Raw genomic sequence first — 26208 nt, 5'->3', positions numbered from 1 at the left:
GAGGGTGATTCGTCCGGACAGCCGAAGTATGCCGGGAAAAATGCCCGCCTGGAACAGCCATGTGACGATTACCGGGACTATCCGATGGTGAGGGTCACCTTGGTGCCCTTTTTGACCTTGGTACCAGGGGGCGGATCCGTGCTTCTGACCACCGTGTCGTCGAAGAAGACGAAGCCGTTGCGCTCGGGCCGCAGTCCACGGCGTTGTAGTTCGCGGGCCGCGTTCTGATATTTCTGATTGATGACGTTGGGCACCTCGACCAGGTCGCCGCGGTCCTCGTCGTCCACCGGCCCCTTGGACACCAGCACTGTCACCACCGAGCCGCGGGTGACTGGCTGCCCCGGGTCAGGGGAGGTGCGGATGACGTTCCCGCTCTGGACGGTCTCGTCGTTGACGTCGAGCCGTGTCACCTTCAGGCCGAGAGCGCCGAGCTGGGACTGAGCTGTGGCGATGGGTACATTGATCACGTTGGGGACGACCGCCATGGCCGGACCGGAACTGACGATCAGTGTCACCTGGGCGCCGGCAGCGAGCTCGGTGTTGACGGCGGGCTCCGTCCTGATCACGTTGCCGGCCGGGATCGTGTCGTTGGCCTCTGTGCGTGGCGTCGTGGAGAGGTTGAGCTGCTGGCGGGTCAGCCGGGCCTGGGCCTCCGCCACCGACAGGGTGGCGACGTCCGGCACCCGGACCTTCGCCCGGCCCAGGCTCAGGCGTATCCGCACGGTGCTGCCGCGCGTCGCCCTGACGGCGCCGTCCGGCTCCTGCGCCATGACCTTTCCGGCGGGGATGGTGTCGCTGGTGGCGGCCTCGTCGTAGGCCACGGTGAACCCGGCGTCGGTCAGCGCCTGTACCGCCGCAGCCTGGTCGAGGCCCACCAGTGGGGGGACCGGCGCCGTGCCCGGCCCGGACAGCGCCCTGCTGGCCACGACGATCCCGCAGAGCAGGACGACAGCCGCGGTCACGGCCGCCAGCACCGGCCTTCTGCCGCGGAACCGGCGTGACAGGAGCCGGTAGCGCCACTCGGGCGACCGCCGGCTCCCCAGGGCGAAGCCGGCGGTCGCCCGTGGGCGGCTGCGCCGGCGAGCGCCGGCACCGCGGGCACTGTGCACACCGCCGCCGGGCGCCGCGGTGTGCACAGTGCCCGCGGCCGGCGCCGGCAGGTAGGGCAGGACGCGGTGCAGCTCGTCGAGCATGGCGGTGCCGTCGGCCGGGCGCATGTCCAGGTCACGCGCGGTGGCGTGCAGCACCAGCGCATCCAGTTCGGCCGGGATGCCCTCCGCGGCCGCCGACGGCGCGGGGACCTCGCCGTGCACCGACTGGTAGGCCACGGACATCGGGGTGCTGCCGGTGTGGGGCAGCACCCCGATGAGCATCTCGTAGAGGACGACCCCGGCGGCGTAGACGTCGCTGCGGGGGCTGGCGGAGCCGTCACTGACCTGCTCGGGCGCCAAGTAGTCAACGGTCCCCATTACGACACCCTGTGTCATGGCATGGGTTGCCTGGTTCAGCGGGCGGGCAAGCCCGAAGTCGGCGACCTTCACCTGGCCGTCATGGCCGAGCAGGATGTTCTCCGGCTTGATGTCGCGGTGGATGATCCCCGCGTTGTGGGCCGCCGCGAGCGCCTCGAGGACCGGCTCGATGATCTCGATGGCCTCGGTGGGGGTCAGCCGCCCGCGGCTGCCGATGAGCTGGCGCAGGGTCTGACCCCGCACCAGCTCCATCACCAGGTAGATCACTGGGCCGCTGGGACCGTGATCGCGGCCCTGGTCGAGAACGGAGACGACGCACGGGGTGTTCAGCCGCGCGGCGGCGGTGGCCTCCTGCTGGAAGCGGCGGAGGTAGTCCTCGTCGTGGGTGAACGCGGGATGCATGACCTTCAGGGCGACCAGCCGGTCAAGCCGGTTGTCGTGGGCGACGTAGACCGTCGCCATACCGCCAACCGCGATGCGTTCCTGCGCGGTGTAGCGCCCGTCCAGCAACCGTCCGATGACGGGGTCTGCGACGGTCGCGTCCACGGTCAACAGCTTAGAGCGCCCGTGGATGGCGCCGGAATCCGGCACCACGGCCATACCTGTGCCCAACCCGTCGCAGGGCCATACCCCATCCCAGTCGATCCGAACCCATCCCAGTATGAACGGGTGGGCCGGCGCCGCGACGGGGGCCATCCGCCCGGACGCCGGCGGGGGCCGGTGCCGCCCCTGCCGGCCGGGCCGACACGGCAGCCGGGCCGCCGGAGGCGGCGACCATGGTTTTTCGCGCGGCCAGCGGTCCGCATCCCGGGATGGCCGGGATGGCCGGGATGAGCGTGATGCCGGGATAGCGCACAGATGTCGGGACGGCCGAGTTGTCGACAGATCCGGCTGTCGACAGGACCGGATGCCGATAGAGCCGGATGCTGATAGAGCCGGCTGTCGTAAGGACCGCTGGCGCGAGGGTCGGGAGGCCGCCGGTGAGTCAAAACCGGACGCCCACGGGTGTCGGCATCCGGTATTCGTCCGGGAACATCCGGTATTCGCCCGGGAAGACGGGCGCGCGCCCGCGCCCGATATTCGTCTGGGACGGTGACTGCGCTTTCTGTCAGGCCGCCGTCGCTCTTCTCGCCCACCATCTCAGCCCGGTGCCGGACGTCCAGCCCTGGCAGGCGGTAGATCTGCGCGGACTCGGCCTGACCGAGCGGCAGGCGCGGGAGGCCGTCTGGTGGGTCGACACGAACGGCGACGTGAACGGCGACGTGCGCAACCGCACGGGCGGCCACACGGGCGGCGAGACGGATGGCCATGTGGACGGCCAGGTGGACGGCACGGCGTGCTCGGGTGCGCAGGCGGTGGTCGCGTGGCTGGCCATCTCCGGGCAGCCCTGGCGGCTGTTGGGAAATCTGCTCCGCCGCCGATTGCCCGGCCGGATCGCCGCCGCTGTCTATGTCCGGACATGTCGCAACCGACATCGGTTACCCGTACCGACCTGGCACGGATTGTGGCTGTGGGTGCGGGGTTTGTGGACGGGCACGCCGGCCGGTGGCTGTGACCCGACGGGTACGCCGCCGCGCTGATCCTCCCACACAGATCCTTCTACGTTGATCCTCCTGCACTGATCCTCTTGGTCGTCCGTGTTTCCTGAGCGGACCCCCGTCGCTTTGCCGGTGGGCTAATTCACTACAGTGCCTGCGTGCCCCGGATTCACCTGGTCTCGAACCTTCCCGGCGCCAGCGCACTCGGTGACCATCTCAGGGGTGCGGGGCTCGGGCCCACCTCCGCGCGGTCCGCGGATGCGCTGCTCGTCCTCATCGACCGACCGTTGGACAGCGGCGAGCAGGACGTGCTCGACCGTGCCCGCCAGTCCGTCCCGGTGCTGCTCGCCGGCCCCACCCTGCGGTCGCTGCCGCCGGACAGCCCGCTGGTGGAGGCGTCCGGGCTGGTGCCGGGCCGGGTGACGCCGGTCCACGAACTGTGGCTGTTGCCGGGCCCGGACGGCGCGGAGTTCACCACCCGGCTCGGTGACTTCCGGCCGGTCGACCAGTGGGTCGTGCCCGACAAGCTCGCCGACGACGTGGAACAGCTGCTGATGGTGCGTCACGAGCTGACCGTGCATCCGGTGTGCACCTGGCGTCCGTCGACGGGCCTGGGCATGCTCACGCTCGGTTCGGGTGACCGGACGCTGGCCGATCCCGCCTACCACCGTCTGATCGGACGCTGGCTGCGCCACGCCCTCGGCGTGCGGGACGCGCCGCCGGTACGGGTGGGGCTGCTCGGGACGGCCGAGTCCGCCGCCTTCCACCACATGGCCGTCGACGTCACCGAAGGTCTGGAGATGGCCGCGATCTGTGACGGCGCGTCGCGCCCGCCGGGACGCGGCGGGGACCGTACCGTCCGCCGGATCGCCAATCCGGCGGACCTGGTGAACGACTCCGAGATCGATCTGATGATCGTTGTCACTCCGACGCACACCCACACGGAGTGGGCGGTGCGGGCGCTCGAGGCCGGCAAGCACGTCGTGGTCGAGCATCCGTTCTGCCTGACCACTCGGGAAGCCGACGAGCTGACGGGCCTGGCCGCCGAGCGCGGGCTCATCCTGGCGGTCCATCCCGACCAGCGAGACGATCTTGGTTGCCGTGCGTTGCAGAGCTCGGTCCGAGCGGGTGCGATCGGTGACGTGCTGTGGCTGGAGACGTTCCAGAGCGCCTACACGCGCCCGCCCGGGACCTGGCACGACGATGCCCGGGTCAGCGGCGGGGCCGTCTACGACCGGGGCTTCGCTCCCCTGGACTGGATCCTCGACCTGCTCGCCGGGCCCGTCGAATGGGTGTCGGCGACCGCGCACAAGCGGGTGTGGCACCACGTGAGCAACGCCGACCACACCCGTATCCTGCTGCACTTCGCCAGCGGTACCGAGGCCCAGATCACGATCTCCGATCTCGCCGCCGCGGCGCTGCCCAGGTTCCACGTGATCGGAACGGCCGGCTCGATCGTCAGCGAGGTCCCCACCGAGCCGGTCATCCCCGGCCCGCGGCCCGGGCGACACGCCGAGCGGATGTTCGCCACCCCCGCCGTCCACCTGAACCTGGTCGCCGCCGACGGCAGCCGGACCAGGCTGCCGCTGCCGCCGGCACCGGTCACCTCGGTCTTCCACAATCAGCTCGCCGACCTGCTCGTCTCCGGCTGGCCCATGCAGTACACCGCGGAGGTGGCCCGGCGGGTGGTCGCCGTGATGGAGGCGGCCAGCCAGTCGGTGGCCGCTGGTGGGGGGTCTGTCGCGCCGGTATGACCATCACCCCGTACGACCCTCACCCCGGTATGACCAATGGCCGTTTCTCGGTGTTTACTTTGACCGTGGAATGGCTGACCCTGCCCGACGTCGCTGACCGGCTCGGGATACCCATCACGCGCGTGCGTCAGATGGTGCGGGATCGCAAACTGCTCGCCGTGCGCTCAGATGGCGTACTGCGGGTTCCGACCGAGTTCATCCAGGACGGCACGGTGCTCAAGGGCCTGTCGGGCCTGCTGACCGTGCTCTCCGATGCCGGCTTCTCCGACGAGGAGTCGTTGGACTGGCTCTTCCGGGAGGACCCGACCCTGCCCGGCACCCCTGTGCGTGCCCTGGCGGAGAACCGTGGCCGGGAGGTCAAACGCCGGGCCCAGGCCCTCGCCTTCTAGCGCCTTCCAGCCGCCCGCGCCGCCGTAGGGTCGAGGGTATGACACAGGACGTCGATGCCCCCCGGTCGTCATATGCGTCGTCGTACACGCGGTCAGCGGAGGCGGAAGCCCGCCTGGTCCGGCTGGCCGACGCCAGGCTGTACCTGTGTCTCGGGTTGCGGCCGGAACTGGCCGCCTTCCTCGACGAGGTGGTCGCCGCCGGGGTGGACGTCGTCCAGCTGCGCGAGAAGGGCCTGGAGTGGCAGCTCGAGGCCGACGGGCTCGCCGTGGTGCGCCAGGTCGCGCGGCGGCGGGGGGCGCTGGTCGCCGCCAACGACCGCGCCGATCTCGCCGCCTTCACCGGCGTGGACGTGCTGCACGTCGGCCAGCACGACATCCCGCCCCGGCTGGCCCGCCAGTTGCTCGGCCCGGACGTGCTGATCGGCCTGTCCACCCATGATCCCGACCAGCTCGCCGCGGCGATCGAGGATCCCGACGTGGACTACTTCTGCGTCGGCCCGGTGTGGGCGACGCCCACGAAGCAGGGGCGTCCGCCGGTCGGGCTGGAGCTACCACGCCTGGCCGCCCGGCTCGCACCCCCGTTCACCCCCGGCGCCAAGCCCTGGTTCGTCACCGGCGGGGTGGACGCCACCACGCTGGACGACGTGCTCGACACCGGCGCCCGGCGGGTCGTGGTCGTCCGGGGCATCACGCAGGCCGCCGAGCCGGGGCCGGCCGTCACGGCCCTGGCCACCCGGCTGCGCGCGGCCCTGAGCCATCACCCGGACGGCGCGGGCGGGTGCGCCGAGGCCTGACACCATGGCCGGCCCGCGCTGTCCGTCTTCCGCCGTCCGTCTCCCGCGGGCTGTGTTCCGCCGGCTGCGTCCGCCGGCCGTAGCTGCCCGGATGTCCGGGACGGCCGGTCGCGTAGCATGTTCGTGCGTCAGCGGTGACGGCCAGTTGCGGCGGTCAGCGGCGGTCAGCGGCAGTGTCAGCGGCGAGGTGCGCGAAGTAACCGTGTATTCGGTTCCGGTGCACGCGACAAACCGTAGATACGCTGGTTATGGTGCATGCATGGCGACTTTGCGGATCTCAGACGCGGCCGGTCTGTTGGGCGTCAGCGACGACACCGTCCGACGGTGGGCCGACGCCGGACGGCTGCCACTGGTACGGGACAGCAGCGGTCGGCAGGCCGTCGAAGGTGCCGCGCTGGCCCAGTTCAGCAAGGAGCTCGCGGCCTCGAGCGACCGACCGCCGGCCGCGGACGCCGCGGTGGTGGGGGAGTCGGCCCGTAACCGCTTTCCCGGCATCGTGACCCGGGTGGTACGCGACGGTGTGATGGCCCAGGTCGAGATCCAGGCCGGTCCGCACCGGGTGGTGTCCCTGATGAGCCGCGAGTCCGCCGACGAGCTCGGCCTCGAGCCGGGCGTGGTGGCTGTGGCCTCGGTGAAGTCGACGAACGTGGTGATGGAGCTGCCGGCGCAGCGTCGCTGACGCCACACGACAACCGGTGGCCGGCCGGTTCCCTCCGGCCCGTCCGGTCCTTCCGGGGTTTTCCGGGGCTTCCAGCGTTTCCGGAGCCCTGCCGGACGTGGCAGGTTGCGGGGGGCGGACGTGCGGGGACGGATGAAAGCGCGATCAAAGAACTCGGCCGGGGCACCCGCCGCCGTCAGACAGCCCGATACAGGCGCGCCCAGCTCATCTGTGTCCAGCTCATCTGTGCCCGGCGCACGTGTGCCCGGCGCAGCTGAGCTCGATACCGGTGGGGCGCCGCACGCCGGGGCCGGGTACCCCGCCGCGGCGTGAGCCGGATCTTCACGGCCGGCCGCCTCCGCCGGCCCCGCTCTCGAGTCCCCGCTCCGTTCGCCGTCCCGGCGCCCGGCCTGGCCCAGCCCGGCGGCCGGCCCCGTGGGCGGCCCCGTGGGCGGCCCCGTGGGCGGCCCCGTGGGCGGGCCGGTGGGCGGGTACCGGTTCCGCTGGCCGCCGCCGGCGGCATCGCGCTTGCCTTCCTCCTGCTCCCACTGGCCGGGCTGCTTGTGCGGGTGCCCTGGCGCGACCTGCCGGAGCTGCTGGCCGAGCCCGAGGTGCGCGAGGCGCTGCGGCTGTCCCTGCTGACCGCGAGCATCGCGACCGTGCTGTCGTTGGCGGTGGGTGTGCCGCTGGCCTGGTTGCTGGCCAGGGCGGACTTCCTCGGCCGTGGGCTGCTGCGCGCGGTGATCACCGTGCCGCTCGTGCTGCCGCCCGTGGTCGGTGGGGTGGCGCTGCTGCTGGCCTTCGGGCGTCGGGGCATCGTCGGCCGATACCTCGACGCCTGGTTCGGGATCACCCTCCCGTTCACCACCGCCGGGGTGGTCGTGGCGGAGGCGTTCGTGGCGATGCCGTTCCTGATCGTCGCGGTTGAAGGGGCGTTACGATCAGCGGACCGACGCTTCGAGGACGCCTCCGCCACCCTTGGCGCAAGCCGGTGGGTAACGTTCCGCCGGGTCACCCTCCCGATGATCGCGCCGTCGCTCGGCGCGGGCGCGGTGCTGTGCTGGGCACGCGCCCTCGGCGAGTTCGGAGCGACGATCACCTTCGCGGGTAACTTCCCGGGTACCACCCAGACGATGCCGCTGGCGGTCTACCTCGCCCTGGAGACCGACCCGGACACCGCGACCGCACTGTCCCTGGTCCTGCTCGTCGTGGCCGTGGTCGTCCTGGCCCTGCTCCGGGACCGCTGGCTGCGTCCGGGGACGACCCTGTGAGCCCGGTGAGCGGGCTCGGCGAGCGGGACGGGCCGGCGGGACGGGCCGGCCCGCCTGACGGCGGTGGATCCGACGACGGCGCGTTGCTGGCACGCCTGCGAGTGCGGCGGGCCAGCGGCTTCACCCTGGACGTGACGCTGACCGCGGCGAGCGGGACGACCGTCGCCGTTCTCGGGCCCAACGGCGCGGGCAAGACCACCCTGCTGCGGGCGCTGGCCGGGCTGCAGCCGGTCGACGCGGGCCGGATCAGCCTGGCCGGCCTCGTCCTGGACGACCCGGCGGAGGGAATCTTCGTCCCGGCACAGCGCCGCACGGTCGGGATGGTTTTTCAGGACTACCTGCTGTTCCCGCATCTGTCCGCGCGGGACAACGTCGCCTTCGGGCTGCGCTGCCGGGGAGTCCCGCGGGCCGCCGCCCGGGCCGCCGCGCTGCGCTGGCTGGAGACGTTCGGGCTGGCCGAGTTCGCCGCCCGCCGGCCCGGGGCGCTCTCCGGCGGGCAGGCTCAACGGGTCGCGCTCGCCAGAGCGCTCGCCGCGGGCCCGAAGCTGCTGCTGCTGGACGAGCCGCTGGCGGCGCTGGACGCGGCCACCCGGCTGGCCGTCCGAGGGGACCTGCGCCGCCATCTCAGCGGGTTCGGTGGCCCGTCCGTGCTGGTGACCCACGACCCGATCGAGGCCATGGTGCTGGCCGACCACGTCGTCATCATCGAGGCCGGACGGGTGGTGCAGCAGGGCCCGCCGGCCGAGGTGGCCCGCCGGCCCCGCACCGACTATGTCGCCCGGCTCGTCGGGCTGAACCTGTACCGGGGGGAGGCTGAGGCGGGTGTCGTACGGCTGCCCGGTGGCGGCACGCTCACCGTCGCGGACAGCGCGATCACCGGTCCGGTGCTGGCCGCGCTGCGGCCGTCCGCGGTGATGCTCGGCGTCGTCGAGCCGCACGGCAGCGCCCGCAACACGCTGGCCGGCCAGGTCACCGGGCTGGAACTGCTGGGGGACCGGGCCAGGGTCGCGGTGGACACGAACCCCGCTCTGCTTGCCGACGTCACCCCCGCGGCCCTGGCCGAACTGCGGCTGGAGCCGGGATCGCGCGTCTGGGCGTCGTTCAAGGCGACGGACATCGAGACCTACCCCGACGAGGCCCCCTGACGAGGCCCGCGGCCCTTGACCGGCCGTGTAACGACACGAAGTGACCAGGCCCGGGACGACACGAGGCCTGGTGACGACTACGAGACCGGGGCCGGTTGGCTGATACGGGACGAGCCCCGCACCATGCCGGTTGCGGGGCTCGCCTCACGCATGTTCCTACTGCTGTCCGCGATCACGCTGAGCCGCGTGGCCGCCGATGATCAAAGCGGCCGGACGTTCTCCGCCTGCGGACCCTTCTGGCCCTGGGTCGTGTCGAACTCGACCCGCTGGTTCTCTTCCAGGGTTTTGTAGCCGTTCGTCGCGATCGCGGAGAAATGCACGAAAACGTCCGGACTGCCACCGTCCGGGCTGATGAACCCAAAACCCTTCTCTGCGTTGAACCACTTCACAGTGCCCTGAGTCATTCTATGATCCTTATCGCCACGCAAGTCGACACACGCGAGCGCGCACGCCGCATCTACACCTTACTCATGCCGGACGCACGGGCCGACAGGCGCCCACCGCCACCCGCCCACATCGGGTGATGCGGACCTGGCCGGTGAGGCGGCAGACAGCGGTTTTCAGCGGCTGCCCGGCCGATCGCGGATACGCCGATCACCGCTGCTCAGGGCAGCCGGGAGGAGAAGGCCACCGACCCGGCCGCGGCCGTCAGCCCCAGCAGCAGGGACAGGCCGACGAACCAGGTGGTGACCTCGTGGAACTCGTTGCGGTAGCCGATGGAACTGCCGAGGTTCTCGTACACCGAGCGCAGCTCGTCCCCGGAGGCGGCCCGGTGGTAGGAGCCGTCGGTCGCCCGCGCGATCTCGCGCAGCGCGTCCTCGTTGACCGGGACGGGAATCTCCTGGCCACCCACGTCGAGGCTGCCGTCCGCGGTGCCGTAGGCGATCGTGTCGACCGGCACCCCGGCGTCCCTGGCTGCCTGGGCTGCCTGGGCGTTCGGGCGTCCCCGCTGGGTCTCCCCGTCGGAGAGCAGCACGATGGCGGCCGGCGGCGGTGTCCCGCCGTCCGCGGCGAGCTGTTCCCCGGCGGTGGTGATGGCCTGCAGGCCGGCGAAGATGCCCTCGCCGATCGCGGTGGACGGGCCGAGCTGCAGCCCGTGGATGCCGGACCGCACGGACTGCCGGTCGGTGGTCGGTGGGACGAGGAGCGCCGCTGACCCGGAGAACGACACCAGCCCCAGGTTGATCCGCGGTGGAAGCTGGTCGATGAACGCGTCGGCGCCGTCCTTGGCCGCCGCGAGACGGTTGGGCGCGACGTCGGTGGCCGCCATCGAGTTCGACACGTCGATCGCCAGAATGATCGTCGCGCGTTCGCGGGGGACCCGCCGGGCCTGGGCCGGCCGGGCGAGGGAGAACACCATGGCGGCCAGCGTGAGCAGCAGCAGGGCCGCGGGCAGGTGCCGACGCCACCACTGCGGCCGCCGTGGCAGCACCGACGCCAGTAACCCGACCGAGGTGAAGCGTGCCGCGTAGGCCTTCCGGCGCAGCGACATCACGATGTAGGCGGCGGCGATGGCGCCGACCGCCAGCAGCAGCCACAGCCAGTGGCCGGCGAGGAAGGTCATCGGCCGGCTCCGGTGGGACGGGCCGCGACCGGTGGGCGCCTGGCCGCGCCCCGGCCGCGGCGGGTGGCCAGGACGAACCGGACGATGTCGGTGAGCCAGTCGGAGTCGGTCCGCAGGACGAGATGGCCGGCGCCCGCCCGGCGCAGTGCCGCGTCCACCTCCCGGCGGTGTGCCGCGGCGGCCCGGGCGTAGGAGTCGCGCAGCCGGCGGGAGGAGGTGGGCACCGTCAGGGTCGCGCCGGTCTCCGGGTCGACCACGTCGAGCAGCCCGACGTTGGGGAGCTCGAGCTCGCGCGGGTCGACGATCTCGATGGCGAGTACCTGGTGCCGGCCGGCGAGCGCGCGCAGCGACCGTTCCCAGGACAGGTCGACCGAGAGGAAATCCGAGATCACGACGACCATCCCGCGGCGCCGGGGCGGGTTGCGCAGCCCGTTCAGGGCGGCGGCGAGATCGGTCGTGGACGTCCCGGCGCCCGGGACCGTCCCGGCCCCCGCGCCTGTCTCCGGACCGGCGCCCGTCCCCGGGGCCGGGGTGGCGGGGGAGCGGCGGGCCGGCCGGTCCAGCGCGGTTCGTGGCGCCGCCAGCAGCGCGCGCAGCAGCGCCCGCAGGCCGTCCCGGCCGGTGCGGGCGGGGACGAGCCGCGGCGGGTGGCCGGTTGTCAGCACCACCGCGCCCAGCCGGTTGCCGCTGCGTGCCGTCAGGTAGCCCACGGCGGCCACGGCGGCGATCGCGAGGTCGCGCTTCTCCAGCTTCGCGGTACCGAACTCAAGGCTCGCCGTCAGGTCGACGAGAGCCCAGGTCTCCAGCTCACGGTCGGCGACGAGGTCGTACACGTGCGGGATGGTGGTGCGGGCCGTGACCGCCCAGTCCATCCGCCGCACGTCGTCCCCGACGTGGTAGGCGCGGCTTTCGGCCTTCTCCGTCCCCGACCCGGGCACCAGGCCCAGGTGGTCGCCGAGCAGCAGGCCGTCCAGCCGGCGGGTGACGGTCAGCTCGAGACGCCGCAGGGTCCGTTCGATCGCCGGATCCGCCGCGGCCGCCCCGGGCACGCCCGGCGTGGGCTGTGCGGGCTGCGCGGGCTGTGCGGCGGGGCTGCCGGGCCGGCCGCCAGCCCCGCCGGCCGTGCCCGCGCCTGGTCCGCCGGGTGTCACCGCTCTGCCCGTTCCACCGGTTGTCGCCGACGTGCCCGCTCTGCCGCCGCGGCGTGGCCCGGCGGGTCGTTCCGTTGGCTGGTTTACGCTCACGCCGACGTTTCCTGGCCGAGGTACTCGGGGAATCCGCGCGGGTTGGTGGTCCAGTGCCCGGGATAGTCCTGCTGGCGGGGCGTGACCCGTGGGGGCCGGGTGCCGTGCAGGATCCGTTCGGCGATGGTCCGCGCGGACAGCCCCTCCGCCAGCGCCTCGTAGGACAGCACCAGCCGGTGCGGCAGCACGTCCAGCGCGACCGCGGCGACGTCGTCCGGCACGACGTAGTCCCGGCCGCGCAGCATCGCCAGCGCCCGGGCCGCCGCGACCAGGCCGAGCGACGCGCGCGGTGACGCCCCGTAGGCGAGATGGCCGGTGAGTTCGGGCATCCCGAACTCTGCCGGCGCCCGGGTCGCCAGCACCATGCGGACCGCGTAGTCGGCGATCGCATGGTGCACGAACACGTCGGTGGCACGCTCCTGCAGTTTGATCAGCGTGGGTGGGTCCAGGACGCGCTCGGCCCGGGGCGGCTGGGTGCCCATCCGCCGGACGATCTCCAGCTCCTCGTGGCCGCTGGGATACGGCACGTCCACCTTCATCAGGAACCGGTCACGCTGCGCCTCCGGGAGCGGGTACACCCCCTCGGACTCGATCGGGTTCTGCGTCGCCAGCACCAGGAACGGCGCCGGCAGCTGGTGGGTGACACCGCCGAGGGAGACCTGCCGCTCGGCCATCACCTCCAGCAGCGCCGACTGCACCTTGGCGGGCGCCCGGTTGATCTCGTCGGCGAGGACGAAGTTCGCGAAGATGGGCCCCAGCTCCACATCGAAGGTCTCCCGGGTCTGCCGGTAGACCCGGGTGCCGATGATGTCGGAGACGACCAGGTCGCTGGTGAACTGGATGCGGGTGAACGTCCCGCCGACCACCGTGGCGAGGGTCTGGACGGCGAGGGTCTTGGCCACCCCCGGCACCCCCTCCAGCAGGCAGTGCCCACGGGCGAGCAGTGCCACCAGCATCCGCTCGACCATGTGGTCCTGGCCGACGATCACCTTCTTGACCTCGAAGAGGGCGCGTTCGAGATGGTCGGCGTCGGTGGCCGTGTCCGGACTGGCGAGAGACGCTTCGCCGCCCGCCGCGGACTTCCCCTCCTGGTCGTGCTCGGGTGCGCGTGCCACGGATCCGTCCGGGGCGCGCGCACCCGAGCGTGTGAGCCGTTCGTCCATGAGCTGTAGTCTCGCAGCCAGCGGCCGGAATCGAGACCTCAAGCCGAACTCGTCAGCCTGTTTGAACAATGAATTAAGACGAATTAAGACGAATCAGGGTGGATCCGGGGCTTCCGCCCCGCGGCGGCCCTCGGCTCGTCCGGTGCCCGTCCGCGGGCTCGGGGCCAGTCGGAACCAGGGGATCCGACTCGGATGGTCATGCTGACCGCCCGGATGCCGGGCTCGACCGGTACCGTTCCCTACGTGCCGACCTGCTCCATCGACGGAACCCGCTCTGTTGGCAGGACCCGCCCTGTTGGCAGGACCCGTCCCCTCGATGGAACCTGTCCGCTCGGCGGGAGCCGTCCTCTCGGCGCGGCCGGTGGCGGGGAGGGCTGATGACGGACGTCCTCGTCGCGGTGGCCGCCGCCGTCCTGCTGGGCGCGGCCGGCTACGGGCTCGTGCTGCCGCGACGGCCGCCGCGGCAGATCAGCCAGACGGTGGACGGGGTGGGCGCCGTCGAGATCCAGCTGGCCGCCGGACGGGTCGAGATCGCCGAGGCCGACCGGGCGGACGCCCGGGTGGCGATGACCGTCCGCCGGCGCGCCGGCCGGTCGCGCCCGGCTCTGGAACAGGTCGGGGAACTGCTGCGCATCGACGGGCGCACCAGCGAGGCCCGGGTCCGGCTGACGCTGCCGCGGGCGACCCGGGTTCGGGCCGAGGTCCGCCGCGGGGAGGTGACCCTGTGGGGCTCGGACGGCGACCTCGTGCTCATCACCGACACGGGCACCATCGCCGGGCGGGAGCTGGGCGGGGCCGGTGTCGCCGCGCGCAGCCGCACCGGTGACGTCGTCCTGCACTTCGCCCGTCCCCCCGGGAAGGTGGCGGCGTACAGCGACAGCGGGGCAGCCACGGCCGTCCTGCCGGGTGGCCCGTACGCGGTCGACGTCGAGTCCGCGGATCCTGACGCGGACGCGGTCACCCTGGGTGTTCCAGTTGATCCGCGGGCGGAGCGGACGGTGTCGGTCCGCAGCCGCTCCGGCAGGGTGCGGGTGTGCGCCCCGACGCCCCAGGGCCCGGTGCGGCTGTAGCCCGTGCGGCGGCCGGGTGACCTACGGGACGCGGCCTACAGGGGCGGCGTGCCGTGGCTGGCCGCCTCGTCCGGGTGGTTGTCCGGGTGGCTCGGCCGGTTGTGCCGGGTCCGGCGCGTGACAGGGCTTACCCTCAAGGGTATGGCAGCGGTCAGGAGTGTCGTGGCGACCCGGGGGTTGGTGGCGACCCGGGGGTTGACCGTGCGGGACTGCCTCGACTCGGGCCGGCCGTCGTTCTCCTTCGAGTTCTTCCCGCCCAGGACCCCTGAGGGGGAACGCCACCTGTGGACGGCGATCAGGGAGCTGGAGCCGCTGCGGCCGTCCTTCGTGTCGGTCACCTACGGCGCGGGCGGGTCGACCCGGGCCGGCACGGTGCGGATCACCGAACGCATCGCGACGGAGACGACCCTCACACCGATTGGTCACCTCACCGCCGTCAACCACTCCGTCGCCGAGCTGCGGCAGGTGATCGGCAGCTATGCCGGCGCCGGGGTCCGTAACGTCCTGGCGCTACGCGGCGATCCGCCCGGCGACCCGCAGGGGGAGTGGGTCGCCCATCCCCAGGGGCTGCACCATGCCGAGGAGCTGGTACGCCTCGTCCAGTCGCTCGGTGACTTCTGCGTCGGGGTCGCGGCCTTTCCGGATCGCCACCCCCGCTCGTCCGACTTCGACACCGACGCGCGCTACCTGGTACGCAAGCTCACCGCCGGCGCGGACTATGCCATCACCCAGTTCTTCTTCGAGGCGGATGCCTATTTCCGGCTGGTCGACCGGGTCCGCCAGCTCGGCTGCGAGGCGCCGATCATCCCCGGTGTAATGCCGGTGACCAACGTCGCGCAGATCGAGCGGATGGCGAAGCTGTCCGGGGCCGCGTTCCCCCCGGACCTGGCCAGGCGGCTGCACGCGGTGGCCGACGATCCGGCGGCGGTACGGGCAGTCGGGGTGGAGGTCGCCGCCGACCTGTGCGAGAAGCTGCTCGCCGGTGGCGCACCTGGTATCCACTTCATCACGTTGAACCGTTCCACCGCGACGCGGGAGGTGTTCCACTCGCTACGGCGATGACTCGTCGGGCCCGGGCCCGGGCCCGGACCGCGCCAGGCTGTTCCACCTGTTCCTGTCGGCACCGCTGGCCTCGGCGTTCACGCTCGCCTGGCCGTGCGGATGATGCGGGCGCCGCCGGCCGGGGAGCCGCGTCGGACGCCGTGGCCCGTCAGCCGCTTACGAATCTCCCATCCCCACCCGCACCCCACCCCCACCTGTCGTTCCCGTCCCCGTCTCGCCTGATCCCATCCGCTTGCCTGGCATCCTCACCTGTCGGCTGTCCGGACGCGTCGGGCGTACCGGCCTGCCAGCCATGGTGATCCCTGGGGCCACCGGCCGCGGGGATCGCGCTTCCCCACGGGGTTCTTCCAGCCGTCCCATCGTTGCTGTGATCTTCAGTCGTTGTCCTCGTAGGCGTCGAAGACGCACAACAGCCATTCGTCCCGGAAGGGCTGCTCGCGCACGAGCGCGAAGCCGGCCAGGTTCGCCGCGTCCACCACGGCCGCCACCAGATTGAGGTCCAGCGTGCCGAACACGGGGGTGATACGTACCGCGACCACCACCTGGTCGCGTTCAGTGTTGAAGACCGCTGTCGGGTCGAGGTCGTCGAGTGTCTCCACGACCAGTGGTGCATGCTTGGTCACCGGTGTCTCCTGCGGCCGCCCCCTGGCGGCCCTCGAAGGGCTGACGGTTGTCGGTAGTCTCGGTCGTCATCAGACGACGGAACGATACGCAGCAGGCATGATGCTCCGATGACCGCCCCGGTGCCGACCGGGCAAGCTGTCGCAAGACGTGGTCGGACCTACATGGCAGTCATATTCCCACGAAACGCCCGTACGGGGCCTCCGGCGCAGGCGAAGATGACGATGATCATCCCGAGGCGCTGCCCCGCCGCTGCCCCGCGTCGTGCGCCGGTATTCACGTCACAGCGTCCGTGCACCGTTCACTCACTGCCTCCTGCCTCGCCTGCATCCCCTGCCTCCTGCTTCCGCTGCCTGGCCGACCCGGCGTCTCACCACCCCGTGGGCCCGTTGCGGCGGTCCGCTGTCCCCGCCCGGCTGGCGACAGTCGTCACTGGTCGTCACTGGCCGCGATCCATCGATCCCGTCATCGGCGCCACCGCGCCCACGCGACCGCAAGCCGTAGGTGAAAACCGTTGGTATCGCACAGGTTGTCACCTACGGCCTGCGTGCCCGTAGATGGATTCCGTCGTGATGACAGCGCTTTCCACCTACGACTGGCCGGATGCCGATCGAAGCACGAGATGGAAATTGTCCGTACAGGAATATCCGTACAGGAATAATTGCTACCTGCGGGCATGGTTGGTGGAGGCTGGGTGGTGGGCGCCGGCATGGTTGCGGGCATGGCAGGTGAGGCGTGGCAGGGTGCATGACGGGACGAACGTCATCGGGGAGTTTCAGATGGCGCGGGCCTGCCGGTGGTCGCCGCCGGAGTCGTGGGCGGGCCGCTGCTCGGCCGAAGGGGGCGGAGGCTGCTCCCGGGCCGGGTCGGTCGGCGTGAGGCGCTTACCCAGCACCGCGTATTCGATCCAGCTCCCCGGAAACTGAAAATTCGACAGTAACGGAACAAAACCCTCGCTGGCATACAGCCGTCGGGCCCTGCTGTCGGGCAGTTCCAGGGCGGACAGCGCGGCTGTCTGTTCCGGTGCCTCCCGCAGCAGTTCCCGCAGCAGACTACGTCCCACCCCCCTGCCCTGGAACTCCGGCAGGACGTGGAACTCGACGATCTCCAGACAGTCGCCGAGCCAGGTCACGGCGTCCTCGGGCCCCAGCGCGTCACTGACGACGTCGTGCCACCACTGCCCCTTCAGCCCCGGCAGGGCGTAGGTGAAGCCGACCAGGCGCTCATCGGAGAGAAGAGCCGCGACCGCTCGCAGATCCCGGCGGTCGGCGTGCCGGCGGGCGTGCATGGTCCGTTCGATCGCCGCCCGCGCCGGGTCGGGCTCGTGGAAGTCCAGAAAGGCGGCCTTGTAGACGGCGATGACATCGGTCAGCCGGGCACGCATCCGCGCGGGTGTCCAGCGGACCAGCCTGATGTTCTCCACCAAGCCTGCCTCCTCGCGCTTCCGTTCCTGCCTCGGGCAGGCTGCCTGCCCGGGGGGCCTGTCTACCCGCGTCGATTACCGGCCACGCCTGGGCCGGGTCAGTCCCCTATACCATCTAAGGTCACTGACGATAACGGGTACTCGGGGCGTTGCGCCCGGCTCGGTCCGGACGAAGACCTGTAGGCGAACCTTGTGCGGTGCGGCCGCACCGTGCCGAATGCCGCATGTTCCTGGTGGCTCGGGGTGTTTTCGGCGTCTGAGCCCCATGTGGCCTGAGCTCCGCCCCGGTCCTCGCCGTTGCGAGCACGCATCCGGGCCGGGCGGGACCATCACGGCACAGCTTGCCGCTGCCTCGATCATCTCGCCTGCCGCCTGCCGCCTGCCGCCTGCCGCCTGCCGCCTGCCGCCTGCCGCCTGCCGCCTGCCGCCTGCCGCCTGCCGCCTGCCGCCTGCCGCCTGCCGCCTGCCGGATGGGTGATCCCTGGCCGGGCGGGCGGCAGGCGCCGACCCGGAGCTGGCGGCGTCGATGAACGGCTGTCGATGCCGCCAGCTGCCCGGTCAACCGGCTTTGTCCGGTCGCGGCCCGCCCAGGCGCCCGACGACAACGCCCACGCGGAGTTCTGGGCGTCGCCCCCGGAGTTGGTGCCCGGGCCACCAACTCCGGGGGGGGGCTTGCTTCGGCCGTGGCTTTCGACGACGTCAGCGGCTCGGCCCGCCAGCGGGCAACCCGGCGGCCACACGGTAGCGGCCACGATGCCACGCAGCCGTACCCCTCGACGACGTTGACGGTTCAAGACGGGTGAGGTTTACTACTCCAGTAAGTCGAACATATGTTCGACTTACTGGAGTAGATCGTCATGCGAAAGATGGCCATGTGAAAGATCGTCATGCGGTTGAGCCATGTAGTGATGTCGTCGTATCGGAGGGAGCGGTCATGAGTCGGCAGGCCGTAGATCGACAGCCTCGAATCCCGGTCCCCCTTGCGGGGCTGCCTCGTCGTTCCCGTGACGAGCTGCTCATGGCCGCGCATCACGGCCTTGACGAAGCGAGCTTCGCCCGAACCCCCGGGCAGCGGTACGCCCTGGCGCACCTGGCGGCGCTGCGGGCCGCCGCCGCTGTTCTCGTGGAACGGGCCCGCCCCCGGCACGGTCACCGCGGCCGGCCCGTCAGCGTCTGGCAGTTGCTGGCACGAGTGGCGCCCGAACTGGCGGAGTGGGCACAGTTCTTCGCGGCTGGCGCGGCCAAGAGGACGGCCGCCGAGGCAGGCCTGTCCGTGGTCGGTGTCCGGGATGCCGACGACCTGCTTCGGCAGGCGGAGACGTTCCTCGCGGTGGTGGAAACAACGCTGGGCCTACCGTCCCAGCCGGCGCTGACGGCCGCGGTCGTCAGTTGCGTCCCGCCTGTCGGCGTGACCTGCTCACCGGAGAAGGCCGGGGTGCGAACGGGGTGGAAAGGCCAGGATGCGGAGCTGTGCGCACGCCGGGTGTGGTCAGGGCGCGGGTTCACCCTCGTGGCCCCTGAACGGGCTGATCCTGGCCGCTGGAAGAGGTACCTCTCGTTGTCGGGAGATGCTGGTCCTGTTTGCCGGGGGATCCCGGATGTCGTCCTGTGCACGAACAGAGGCTTCTGCCCGTCGGCTGTTGCGAGATCCATGTAGATCGTTTTGCGTATCGTAGATCAGGCGTTCACTATCGGTGACCATTGGTGAGCGTCTTGATTACGACGGTAGGTCATTCGGATGAATTCAGTCATTGCTGGGGATGCCACGCGATCGATGCCCGAAGGGTTGACCAGGGGGTCGAAGGCAGAAAAAGCATGGGTTTTCCGTTCCGTCGGAGGTCATGGTCTCCGGGCTGTCGACGGGGTGGTGCCATCGGACATGCCTGTGGGGATCCGCGAAGTCACGCGGCGAGACCGGCGGCGGCCGCCGAGCTGGCTGCTGCAACTGGTCGGCCTGTCCCTGGGGGGTCTCGTGGCCGGCATCGCCATCGGTTTCCGGCTGCCGGCGTGAGACCGGCTACCGGCGTGCGAGATGCGCGAGAGAGTGCAAAAGATGCGCGTAGAGAGACGTTCCGGTGCGTGATGCGTGAAGAACGATGCACCCGAGGCGGTCGTGGCCACCCTGGCGCTGGTTACCCCAACCTGGCCACCTAACGCTGGCCGCCCGGCGCCGTCACCTCAGCGCTGATCACCCCGGCGCTGATCGCCCTGGAGTCGCTCATCTCGTTGCGAGGTTCGCGAGAACTCTCCAGCGGGCATGGCCCGGGGAGGTCCAGGTCCCCGGGTCGTTGAGGGGCTCAAGGCCTCCGGGGCGCCGAGGAGGTACGGCATGGCCGTCAGAAGTCGTCCGGTGACATGGGGAGATCTGCGCCAGGCCGTGGTCTGGCGGGGGCTGTTGGACGCACTGGTCACCGTGACTGCGCGAGCGGGCAGCGCACTCGACGTGGTGGACGCGGGTGGCGGCAGTGGTGGGTTCGCGGTGCCGCTTGCCGAGCGCGGGCACCGGGTGACCGTGGTGGATCCCAGCCCGGACGCGCTCGCCTCGCTCGACCACCGGGCGGCAGAGCACGGGGTCAGACATCTCGTGACGGCGCGTCAGGGAGATCTTTCCGTCCTGCCGGAGATCGTCGGAGTAGGCCGTTCGGACGTGCTGTTGTGTCACACCGTGCTGGAGGTGGTGGACGAACCCGTCGCCGCGCTGACCGCGGCAGTGGCAGTCCTGCGTCCAGGTGGGCTGCTCAGCGTTGTCGCCGCCAACCGGGCGGCGGTCGTCCTCGCCCGTGTGCTCGCCGGCAGGCTCGCCGAGGCGCAGCATGCGCTGGCCGATCCCGGTGGACGTTGTGGCGGCTTTGACCGGGCGCGCCGTTTCGACGGCGGCACGCTGGTACGCATGGTGAGCGACGCCGGAGCCGATGTGATCGCGGTCCACGGGGTGCGGGTGTTCGCCGATCTGGTGCCCGCGGCCGCCGTGGACGCGGATCCGTCCGCGGCGGAGCGACTGCTCCAGTTGGAGATCGCTGCATCCTCCCGGGCACCCTTTCGGGATCTTGCGGCTCACCTGCATGTCCTGGCCCACCGCCGCGACAGCCGGTGACGCGACCCGGCGACACGATCAGGCGGCATGACCAGATGGCATGACTATGCGTGGCGGATACCCGACCATGTTCCTGCGGGGTTCCTGCGGGGTTCCTGCGGGGTTCCTGCGGGGTTCCTGCGGGGTTCCTGCGGGGTTCCTGCGGGGTTCCTGCGGGGTTCCTGCGATGGCTGATGGCGTGATGGGCCGGCGAGAGGCCGATGCGAGACCGGCACCGATGCGAGACCGGCGGGAGGTCGATGCCAGGGCGGGAGCGATCGTGATCAGGCAGGCGCGCGGTGCGAGAGACACGGTGCGAGGGGGAGGGGCTGTCGGGCACATCCACATCCCCTCGGAGGCGACTTTCCCACGAAGGCACGGCAGATTCCCACGAAGGTATGGCAGAAAGGCATGACAGGACGGTGAGGGCTTCCGGCGTGACATGACGGTGAGTGCTTCTCCGCGGAGGCAGGGTCGATTACGCAGGGTGAGTTCGGACCGGCTCCACCTGGACTCAGGGTGATTTCTTCCTCACGGAGACGGGGCCGATCACGCCGCGTGGCATGAGCCTTCGCGCCTGCGGGGAGGAGTCAGGGCAGCAGGAAGCGATCGGTCTGTCTCGGCATGGTTGGTTGCCTACCGCGCATGCCCGGTCGTGCCTATTCTTGGGTGTCAGGTTCCGTCTGCCGGACCTGCCGGCCGTGGGAGGAGCGTCGATGCCGCTCTCGGAAAATGAGCAGCGCCTGCTTGATCAGATCGAGCGCGCCCTCGTCGAGGACGATCCCAAGTTCGCGAGCACGGTCCGCTCGACGAACCCTCGCACCTATCTCATGCGCAGGGTCCGCCGAAGCTTCCTCCTGTTCGTGGTGGGGCTGGTCGTCCTGCTTGTGGGGGTCGTCCTCAACCGGACACCGTTGATCGTGATCTTCGGTGTGCTCGGTTTTGCCACGATGCTGTTCGCGGCGTCCCGGGGTGCTGCCGATCTTCGTCGGATCAGTGGCCGGGGCGGAGAGGCCAGTAGTCATCGTCCGACGGCCTCCCGTCGTCGGACCCGCCCCCCGTTCACCGAGCGGATCGAGGAACGATGGCGCCGCCGGTGGGATGATCACTGACTGGGGTAGTTACTAGCAGCGGTTGCTGACAGGCGGTTGCTGACAACCAGCCCGATCGCTGGCCAGGGCCGGCGCTGTCGCTGGCTGGCAGGAGCCGCCGCCAACCGCCGGGACAATCAGTCGGCAGTATGATCGTCGACTGTTAGTGATCATGGTCCGGTGGTGACCGTCAACCACGGGCCGACAACAGCCGCCAACCGCCGGGCGGGCCACAGGCGATCTTGAGTGACAGGGTCGCTCCCGACGGAGCCGACCCCGTCGACGCGGCCGGCATGAGCAACCGAGCCATGCTCCCGGTGTTCACACCCTGTCCCACTGGCTGTTCTGGTCGTGCCGGCTGTTCTGGTCGTGCCGGCGTGCAGGCGGACGCCTCGACGCCGGATTGCTTCCCGGTCGGACCAGGCCACGTAGGCTACCCAGGTCGGCGACCACGGAGCGTGGAACCATGGTGGCCCAAGCACGGCTGGTGCGCGGCGCTGTCTTTCTCAAGATTCGTGAAACTGTCTGTAGATCGCGTCCGATCCGTTCGTCCGGTGCGTTGGAACGAACCAGGGCCAGTGGCGCGTAACAGGCGAGTTCCTCCGCCTCGGCGATCCGGAGCAGGGCAGCCAGGGCCTCCTCGACCTCCGCCGTCGTGATCATTTGTTCGGGGGCGCGGGCGTTGGTCGAGATGTGAGCGCTCAGCCGCGTCGCGCTGGCTCGCGGGGACTCGTTCGGCCGCAGCGGCATACCAAGATCGGCAGCAAGGTCGGCCAGTTCGGCCCAGGCCGCGTGTGCCCAGCTGTCGGTCGCGGTGTCCCCGTCGTCGTCGGAGGTCCCCCGCAGGGTGGCCGTGAGGCGGTGTCGGCGGCGCACCATCCGCACCAGTGCTGGTCCACCCAGCACCGCGAGGACGGCGACCCCCGGCAGGAGCCACCAGAGGATCGCGGGCGGCCCGTCGCTGGTGGGCTGTACCTGCGTGAGGGGCTGTTGCACCACCGTGTCCTGTCCGCTGCCGCTGGTGACATCGGCGCTCGGCGCGGTGGTCTCAGGCGCGGACGACGGCTGGGCGGCGCCCGCCGGCGCGGAAGCCGTGGCCCCTCCAGCCGGGTCCTGGGCCTGCGAGTAGCCGGGGATGATGATGCCCTCACTCGCCGGCGGGGTCGGCTCGAAGGGGATCCAGTCGGTGGAGGCGAACCACACCTCCGGCCACGCATGCATGTTCTTGTTGGTCATCAGGTAGCTGCCGTCCGGCTGCCGTTCGCCTTCGTTGAAGCCGATCGCCACTCGGGCCGGGATCCCCAACGACCGCAGCAGCACCGTCATCGCGGAGGCGAACTGCTCGCAGTAGCCGCGTTTGCGCGTGAACAGGAAGTCCGCCAGCGCCCCGGCCTGGGTGGTGGGGGCGCCGTCCAGGTCGTAGGTGAAGGCACCGCTCTGCAGGTAGTTCTGGATGGCGACGGCCTGCTGGTAGGGGCCGGAGGCAGTTCGTGTGAGCTGCCGTGCCAGATTGTGGATCCGGGGATCGGTGGTGGGAGGCAGTTCGGTATCGATCTTCAGCTCGGCCGGGGCGGCCGCCAGCACGGTCGCGAGCTCGTCGCGGGCGGGGGCCGGGACGGTTGCTTCGACCTGGTAGGTCGCGTCGGCGGTGGAGGTCCGGGTGCTGAACACCGTGCCGGTCTCGGCGGCCAGCCGCCAGTCGCCGTCGAGACCGGTGATTTTGGTCGGGATTCCGGGCAGCGGGAGGTAGTTCGCCTCCAGATCCTTCGACACGCTGATGGTCGCGGTGAGCTGAGTGCTGTGGGCGGTGGTTGCCGGCCCGGGCAGGCCGTTGCTGATTTTCGCCTCGCGGCCGGCGCGTAGCGCCCGCAGGGTGAACTGCTGCCCGTCGAACTGTTCGAGCGCGGTCAACCGCAGGTACTGCGGTGACGTGGTGCGCACCGACACCAGTTTCCTCGTCAGGGGGGAGTGCAGTTGTTGTGCCAACGAGACGATCGGCTGAATGACAACCGTCGAGCCGGGGCCGTCGTCGCCGTCGTTGCTCTGACCGTGCGTGACGAGCGCCAGCCCCTGTAGCGAGGGCAGCGTGGCCGGGACAGCCACCGCGCACACCAGCGCGCACACGGTGATGCCGATGACGTGGACACCGGTTCTGCTGCCCAGCCGCGGGGATGCCGACGAGGCGGCATCCGATGCGCCGGAGCCGGACGAGCCGGAACCCGATACACCGGAGGTCGACGCGCTGGTGATCGGTTTTCTCCACCGTTCGACGCTGGTGCGGCCGTCCAGTATCAGTAGCAGGAGGAAGCCCAACGCGCCGAGAACGAACCGGACCGACCCGACACCGTCCGGCAGTACCGCCGCCGGCAGCATGAACAGTGCCAGCAGCGGGAGCCCGGCAAGCGCCGGACGCCGGAGCATCGTCATCAGAAAGTCGACGATCATCGCGACGAGATGGACGCCGATGAGGACGAGCAGCGCCAGACCTGGCCGTTGCGGCACCGGCGCGGCGAACCGGGCCACGTCGTCCCGGCCGGTGGTGATCAGGGAACGCAACGTTTCCAGGGTCTGACCGGTCGGCACCACGCCGGCGAGAGCGGTTTCCCTCGCGCACAGTACGGTCGCCGCGACGAGCAGGCCGAGCGCCTCCAGCAGGACGATGACCGGGGCGGGCAGCCGCAGGGCCTGGCCCAGCACGGATGTTCCCGCCACCACCACCGTGGCAGCGACAGCCAGTCGCAGCCACCACAGGCCGTCGAACAACGGCGCGAGCGCGAACGCGCACAGCAGCGACGCGAACGCGCCACCGAGAGTCGCGGTCAGGGTGGGAGGCAGGCGTGTGATCACCGCCGTAGGCCTGCTTCCGCCTCCGGCTGTCCTGTCGCGGACGCGTCTTCAGCGGCGTCTTCAGGGCGTACCCGCCGGGCGGATGACCGGGGCGTCCCGGACGGGTGTGCCGGCTCGGGCGTGCTGCCGGCGCGTTCCCGCATGGCCGATGGCCGGGACAGGGGGGACGTCCTGGCGCTGTCGGGCGGGCCGGGTGGGAAGGCTGTCGGGCGTGCCGCGGGTTGGCGGGAGGCGGGTGGCGGTGCCGCACCGGCCGCGTCGGGAGGGAAGGCCCCTGAGTCACCGGTGGCCGAACCGGCAGCGGCTGGGCCAGCGGTGGTCGGCCAGGCGGCCGCTGGTCTGCCGGCCGTTGGTTCGCGGGCCGCCGAATTTCTGGCAGCCGAATCTCTGGCCGCCGAGTCGCCGCTGGCTGGCCGGGCGGCCGCCTGGCTGGCAGCGGTCGAGCCGGAGACAGTGGCCGAGCCAGGGGTGGCCGAGCCGGCGGTGGCCGAGCCGGCGGTGGCCGAGCCGGCGGTGGATGGCCACTCGAGCGGCTGATCCGACAAATGCAACATATCAGACGAATTTGACGAATTCGGATGGGGTGGGTTCGGGTTCAGCGGATGCCGTGGCTGTGGCGGCGCCGGCCGGTCATTGTGGATCAGGCCGGTGGTCGGGGAGCCGGCCCGATGCCCGGCCCCGCTGCCCCCACCGCCGCCGGCTGTGTTCCGCTCGGACGCCCGTGGCCACAGCGCGGCGAGGGTGTCGCCGTAGCCGGCGACGATCACGGTCCAGCCGTGACGCTGGAAGACCGCGCGGCAGGCGTGCAGGTTCTCCGGTCTGGCAGTCTCCTGCCTGGCGGCATCCTGCCTGACCACGGAGTGGTTCTCATCCCAGGTCGTGACGTCGACGAGCACAACCGTCGCGAGTGCGCCGCGCGGACGGGTTCTGGCGAGCATCCCGGCCCGTGCCGGCTCGGTGGCTCCGAGGACCGCCACGAGCATCCCGTCGCCAGCGAGGTGAGTCAGGTCACGTCGGCTGGGGATCGACGGGCCCGGGGATGCCGTACGGGGCGGCGGGCCGGCGTCGCTGGTGGTCACCACGGCGAGCGCGTCCAACAGCGCGGTGGGGCTGCGGGTCGGGTTACGCGACCGGCCCGTACCCGGTGTGGTCGTCACACCGGGTACGCCACCGTCACAGATCAGGTCGACCAGGTGATCGCTCTCGGCGAGATGCACCGCGACCGAGCCCGCGGCGCTGACCGCCCACTCGAACGAGGAGGCCGGCCCCTGGCCAGTCCAGGCCGCGGAGCGGGTGTCGAGCAGCACGGTCGCGCTGGCCGGGCGGGAGCTCTCCTCCCGGCGCACCATCAGCTCACCGGCGCGGGCGCTGGTTCGCCAGTGGATCCGTCGCAGGTCGTCCCCGGCCTGGTACGGGCGGGTGACGAAGTCGTCGGTCCCCATGGTGGGCCGGTCGCGTTGGCGGAGGTCGCCGATCATGGTCTGTCTGCCGGGGCGCGCCGCGGACAGTGTTTCCACCGGCGGGGTGACGACAAGCTCGCCGCGGCTGCGGAACGTGCGGGTGAGCTCGCACAGCCCGAACGGATCCGTGATCCGGATCGCCATCGGCCCGATCAGGTAACGGCCGCGCAGTTGGGGGCGAAGCTGATAGGTGAAGTACCGGGCGCCCCCCGGCTCCACCCGGTCGAGCACGAAGCGCGCCCGGAAGCCGAGATGGGCGGGGATGTCGTCATCCACCAGCAGCACCGAGGAGGAACGCCGACTCATGTTGTCGATCCGAACGCTGACCGACACCACCGCCCCCACGGTCGCGCGGGCGGGTACCAGGCGCCGGTGACAGGCGAGCCGGTAGCGGGTCCGGCACACGAACGCCGTCGCGCACACCGGCAGGGCGAGCAGCAGCAGGCCGACCCGCAGGAGGTCCTTCTCGCCGACCACGACCGCCAGCCCGCAGCAGACCAGCCCGGTGACCACGAAACACTGTCCGCGGACGGTCAGACCTCGTAAGGCCGCCAGGAAGTCCGACACGGCGA

The 26208-nt window shown here is 71.2% G+C and carries 22 protein-coding genes; 13 read left to right on the top strand and 9 right to left on the bottom strand.

Going from position 1 to position 26208, the window contains the following annotated elements:
* Window positions 1-77: 77 nt before the first annotated feature.
* Window positions 78-2015, bottom strand: coding sequence for a Stk1 family PASTA domain-containing Ser/Thr kinase (pknB, locus tag FSYMDG_RS15505; RefSeq protein WP_043606739.1), 1938 nt, complete (start codon window positions 2013-2015; stop codon window positions 78-80).
* Between the two features lie 434 nt (window positions 2016-2449).
* Here pknB and FSYMDG_RS23320 point away from each other — a divergent pair, with 434 nt between their 5' ends.
* From FSYMDG_RS23320 to FSYMDG_RS15470, 7 genes are all read left to right on the top strand, one after another.
* Window positions 2450-3049: a DCC1-like thiol-disulfide oxidoreductase family protein gene (locus FSYMDG_RS23320; protein ID WP_013874346.1), complete on the top strand. Its 600-nt coding sequence runs from the start codon at window positions 2450-2452 to the stop codon at window positions 3047-3049.
* A gap of 116 nt (window positions 3050-3165) precedes the next feature.
* Window positions 3166-4761 carry a Gfo/Idh/MocA family protein gene (locus FSYMDG_RS15495; RefSeq protein ID WP_013874345.1) on the top strand — a complete coding sequence of 532 codons (1596 nt, stop codon included), beginning with the start codon at window positions 3166-3168 and terminating at the stop codon, window positions 4759-4761.
* 29 nt (window positions 4762-4790) lie between these two features.
* A complete protein-coding gene (locus FSYMDG_RS15490; RefSeq protein ID WP_050803557.1) occupies window positions 4791-5150 on the top strand; it encodes an Rv2175c family DNA-binding protein in 360 nt (119 codons plus the stop codon).
* 38 nt (window positions 5151-5188) lie between these two features.
* On the top strand, window positions 5189-5944 hold the full coding sequence (gene thiE / locus FSYMDG_RS15485) for a thiamine phosphate synthase (RefSeq protein ID WP_013874343.1): 756 nt from the start codon (window positions 5189-5191) through the stop codon (window positions 5942-5944).
* Window positions 5945-6203: 259 nt separating this feature from the next.
* A complete protein-coding gene (locus FSYMDG_RS15480) occupies window positions 6204-6623 on the top strand; it encodes a TOBE domain-containing protein (RefSeq protein WP_043603760.1) in 420 nt (139 codons plus the stop codon).
* Between the two features lie 389 nt (window positions 6624-7012).
* On the top strand, window positions 7013-7873 hold the full coding sequence (locus FSYMDG_RS15475; RefSeq protein WP_043606733.1) for an ABC transporter permease: 861 nt from the start codon (window positions 7013-7015) through the stop codon (window positions 7871-7873).
* Window positions 7870-9018 (top strand): sulfate/molybdate ABC transporter ATP-binding protein, encoded by a 1149-nt coding sequence (locus FSYMDG_RS15470; protein ID WP_013874340.1) that lies wholly within the window; start codon window positions 7870-7872, stop codon window positions 9016-9018. Before FSYMDG_RS15475 ends, FSYMDG_RS15470 begins: the two co-directional genes overlap by 4 nt.
* A gap of 200 nt (window positions 9019-9218) precedes the next feature.
* On the opposite strand, the gene FSYMDG_RS15465 is transcribed toward FSYMDG_RS15470, so the two are convergent.
* The 4 genes from FSYMDG_RS15465 to FSYMDG_RS15450 form a co-directional block, all read right to left on the bottom strand.
* The gene (locus FSYMDG_RS15465; RefSeq protein ID WP_013874339.1) at window positions 9219-9422 is read right to left on the bottom strand and encodes a cold-shock protein; all 204 of its coding nucleotides are present in this window, start codon (window positions 9420-9422) and stop codon (window positions 9219-9221) included.
* A 200-nt stretch (window positions 9423-9622) separates the two neighbouring features.
* Window positions 9623-10582 (bottom strand): VWA domain-containing protein, encoded by a 960-nt coding sequence (locus FSYMDG_RS15460; protein WP_013874338.1) that lies wholly within the window; start codon window positions 10580-10582, stop codon window positions 9623-9625.
* Window positions 10579-11733, bottom strand: a complete 1155-nt coding sequence (locus tag FSYMDG_RS15455) for a DUF58 domain-containing protein (RefSeq protein ID WP_431307447.1) — start codon at window positions 11731-11733, stop codon at window positions 10579-10581. Before FSYMDG_RS15455 ends, FSYMDG_RS15460 begins: the two co-directional genes overlap by 4 nt.
* Before the next feature lie 89 nt (window positions 11734-11822).
* Window positions 11823-12989: an AAA family ATPase gene (locus FSYMDG_RS15450; protein WP_013874336.1), complete on the bottom strand. Its 1167-nt coding sequence runs from the start codon at window positions 12987-12989 to the stop codon at window positions 11823-11825.
* A gap of 377 nt (window positions 12990-13366) precedes the next feature.
* Between FSYMDG_RS15450 and FSYMDG_RS15445 the strand changes: the two genes are divergently transcribed.
* The gene (locus tag FSYMDG_RS15445; RefSeq protein WP_013874335.1) at window positions 13367-14059 is read left to right on the top strand and encodes a hypothetical protein; all 693 of its coding nucleotides are present in this window, start codon (window positions 13367-13369) and stop codon (window positions 14057-14059) included.
* Window positions 14060-14200: 141 nt separating this feature from the next.
* Window positions 14201-15121, top strand: a complete 921-nt coding sequence (metF, locus tag FSYMDG_RS15440; protein WP_043603754.1) for a methylenetetrahydrofolate reductase [NAD(P)H] — start codon at window positions 14201-14203, stop codon at window positions 15119-15121.
* A 374-nt stretch (window positions 15122-15495) separates the two neighbouring features.
* Here the strand turns inward: metF and FSYMDG_RS15435 are convergent, their stop codons facing one another.
* Both FSYMDG_RS15435 and FSYMDG_RS15430 read right to left on the bottom strand, forming a co-directional pair.
* Window positions 15496-15744 carry a hypothetical protein gene (locus FSYMDG_RS15435; RefSeq protein WP_013874333.1) on the bottom strand — a complete coding sequence of 83 codons (249 nt, stop codon included), beginning with the start codon at window positions 15742-15744 and terminating at the stop codon, window positions 15496-15498.
* A 773-nt stretch (window positions 15745-16517) separates the two neighbouring features.
* Complete coding sequence (locus FSYMDG_RS15430; protein WP_013874332.1) at window positions 16518-17165, bottom strand: GNAT family N-acetyltransferase; 648 nt, start codon at window positions 17163-17165, stop codon at window positions 16518-16520.
* 934 nt (window positions 17166-18099) lie between these two features.
* On the opposite strand from FSYMDG_RS15430, the gene FSYMDG_RS30115 reads away from it, so the two are divergent.
* The 4 genes from FSYMDG_RS30115 (at window position 18100) to FSYMDG_RS15415 (ending at window position 21350) form a co-directional block, all read left to right on the top strand.
* A complete protein-coding gene (locus FSYMDG_RS30115) occupies window positions 18100-18822 on the top strand; it encodes an SAV_6107 family HEPN domain-containing protein (RefSeq protein WP_013874331.1) in 723 nt (240 codons plus the stop codon).
* Window positions 18823-19044: 222 nt separating this feature from the next.
* Entirely contained in the window at window positions 19045-19176 is a 132-nt protein-coding gene (locus FSYMDG_RS29265; protein ID WP_258165201.1) for a hypothetical protein, read from the top strand.
* 318 nt (window positions 19177-19494) lie between these two features.
* Entirely contained in the window at window positions 19495-20259 is a 765-nt protein-coding gene (locus FSYMDG_RS15420) for a methyltransferase domain-containing protein (RefSeq protein WP_013874329.1), read from the top strand.
* A gap of 695 nt (window positions 20260-20954) precedes the next feature.
* Window positions 20955-21350 (top strand): DUF3040 domain-containing protein, encoded by a 396-nt coding sequence (locus FSYMDG_RS15415; RefSeq protein WP_013874328.1) that lies wholly within the window; start codon window positions 20955-20957, stop codon window positions 21348-21350.
* A 300-nt stretch (window positions 21351-21650) separates the two neighbouring features.
* Here FSYMDG_RS15415 and FSYMDG_RS15410 read toward each other — a convergent pair whose 3' ends face one another.
* Together FSYMDG_RS15410 and FSYMDG_RS23315 are read right to left on the bottom strand one after the other, a co-directional pair.
* Window positions 21651-24176, bottom strand: coding sequence for a transglutaminaseTgpA domain-containing protein (locus FSYMDG_RS15410; RefSeq protein WP_013874327.1), 2526 nt, complete (start codon window positions 24174-24176; stop codon window positions 21651-21653).
* Window positions 24173-26203 (bottom strand): DUF58 domain-containing protein, encoded by a 2031-nt coding sequence (locus FSYMDG_RS23315; protein ID WP_013874326.1) that lies wholly within the window; start codon window positions 26201-26203, stop codon window positions 24173-24175. Before FSYMDG_RS23315 ends, FSYMDG_RS15410 begins: the two co-directional genes overlap by 4 nt.
* Window positions 26204-26208: the final 5 nt, after the last annotated feature.

The sequence above is a fragment of the Candidatus Protofrankia datiscae genome (assembly GCF_000177615.2).
Lineage (GTDB): Bacteria > Actinomycetota > Actinomycetes > Frankiales > Frankiaceae > Protofrankia > Protofrankia coriariae.
This window is presented reverse-complemented; position numbering and strand designations above follow the sequence as displayed.

Coding starts and splice junctions, on each gene's coding strand:
- FSYMDG_RS15490 (WP_050803557.1), top strand. CDS start 4,791: ATGACCAATGGCCGTTTCTCGGTGTTTACTTTGACCGTGGAATGGCTG.
- thiE (WP_013874343.1), top strand. CDS start 5,189: ATGACACAGGACGTCGATGCCCCCCGGTCGTCATATGCGTCGTCGTAC.
- FSYMDG_RS15480 (WP_043603760.1), top strand. CDS start 6,204: ATGGCGACTTTGCGGATCTCAGACGCGGCCGGTCTGTTGGGCGTCAGC.
- FSYMDG_RS15465 (WP_013874339.1), bottom strand. CDS start 9,422: ATGACTCAGGGCACTGTGAAGTGGTTCAACGCAGAGAAGGGTTTTGGG.
- FSYMDG_RS15460 (WP_013874338.1), bottom strand. CDS start 10,582: ATGACCTTCCTCGCCGGCCACTGGCTGTGGCTGCTGCTGGCGGTCGGC.
- FSYMDG_RS15450 (WP_013874336.1), bottom strand. CDS start 12,989: ATGGACGAACGGCTCACACGCTCGGGTGCGCGCGCCCCGGACGGATCC.
- FSYMDG_RS15445 (WP_013874335.1), top strand. CDS start 13,367: ATGACGGACGTCCTCGTCGCGGTGGCCGCCGCCGTCCTGCTGGGCGCG.
- metF (WP_043603754.1), top strand. CDS start 14,201: ATGGCAGCGGTCAGGAGTGTCGTGGCGACCCGGGGGTTGGTGGCGACC.
- FSYMDG_RS30115 (WP_013874331.1), top strand. CDS start 18,100: ATGAGTCGGCAGGCCGTAGATCGACAGCCTCGAATCCCGGTCCCCCTT.
- FSYMDG_RS29265 (WP_258165201.1), top strand. CDS start 19,045: ATGCCTGTGGGGATCCGCGAAGTCACGCGGCGAGACCGGCGGCGGCCG.
- FSYMDG_RS15420 (WP_013874329.1), top strand. CDS start 19,495: ATGGCCGTCAGAAGTCGTCCGGTGACATGGGGAGATCTGCGCCAGGCC.
- FSYMDG_RS15415 (WP_013874328.1), top strand. CDS start 20,955: ATGCCGCTCTCGGAAAATGAGCAGCGCCTGCTTGATCAGATCGAGCGC.